General features: G+C 59.8%; 1 protein-coding gene. It reads right to left on the minus strand.

Annotated features, from left to right (window positions below; translation table 11 throughout):
- Nucleotides 1-850 precede the first annotated feature (850 nt).
- Nucleotides 851-1,201, minus strand: a 351-nt coding sequence (locus tag ACE4YL_RS13075) for a eukaryotic translation initiation factor eIF-2-beta/eIF-5 family protein (RefSeq protein WP_461369708.1), incomplete at its 5' end; no start/stop codon positions are given.

Consider the following 1,201-nt stretch of genomic DNA (forward strand, 5'->3'; position numbering starts at 1 on the left):
CCGGAAGCGGTCGGTTACCTGACGGGCAGTCTTTCGGACCTTCCCAGACCAGCAGACCGGGCAGGAGAGGCGGTTACAGTTGACCGGGTGAGCACGTGACCAGTGGGAAGGATCTTGAGAGCATGCAGCACCCCGCATGACGGTACCGCAGTGTTCGTTTGTGACCGTTCCCATGCCCGGAAAGTCATAAGGAGACTTGAGAGTCTCCAGATTCACACTAAGACCTATAGCAGGATACGGGACGGTATCAGGATCAGGGATCGGAGGACGGTCTGGACTTATCGCTTCATGGCATTTATATACCGGAGAGTCTAACACATCATCGTACTCCCGCAGCGCCTCGACCGTGACCCGAAAACAAATTGTCAGTTATTCGCCCGGTTGGGGCACTCGGGATTTTTGTCCAGTGACTAAGCCTTTAGCATCAGCCAGGACGCTGCTAACCGTTATTTTGGTGCCCGGTTACTTATACCTGCCGAAGCCAGGAGGACACGCTCCGCCTACGGCGTCGCTGACTCCGGCGCTTCGCGCCTGCGCGGGCCTTCGGCCCTTGCCATGACGATAGGCCCGGAGAGGGGGGCGGCGAGGCCCCCCTTCCGGTCCGGAAGGTTACCTCCGAGGCGACCACATAGGCCCAGGCAACACAGACGGACCCCGGGCGACGGGGGCCGGGGGCTCCCCGTCGCCGCCACCCTCCAGCCCCTCGAACAGCTCCGGGGGCCCAAACATCATCACGAACCCCCCAGTAGCCGCAGCCTCTTCGACCAGGACCTCGAGCACCGCCTCGAACGTCGCATCAGCAGCAGCCTGAAAGCAGTAGCAATCGATTATTTCGTCATCTTTCACCATATCACAACCTCACTTCGTAGTTGTAGCCACATATCCGGCAGGCTACAGGCCGTAGTTCACCCTCGATATCGACCTCAGGCTCGTCCGGCTCATCGTCCTTGAACCAGTAGCGGACCACCGGCGACCCGCAGACCGGGCAGACCGCAGCGTGATAGTGCTTCACGAACTGGTCCCCGACCTTCTTAACGTGCTTCGGGTTCAGGTAGCCGAAGGTCCTGGTCGCACGCTTGCCCTGGACATAAGCCGCGTGGGTCATGAGGTAAGAGAAGAGGGTGTAAATGTCGTCCTCGAAGCGATTTTCCTTCTCGTTCCACCGGACCGAGAGAGGGATCCCGCCTGGTCGCTTGTTCTT

This window comes from Candidatus Darwinibacter acetoxidans (assembly GCF_041936445.1).
Taxonomy (GTDB): Bacteria; Bacillota; Limnochordia; order Darwinibacteriales; family Darwinibacteriaceae; genus DTU010.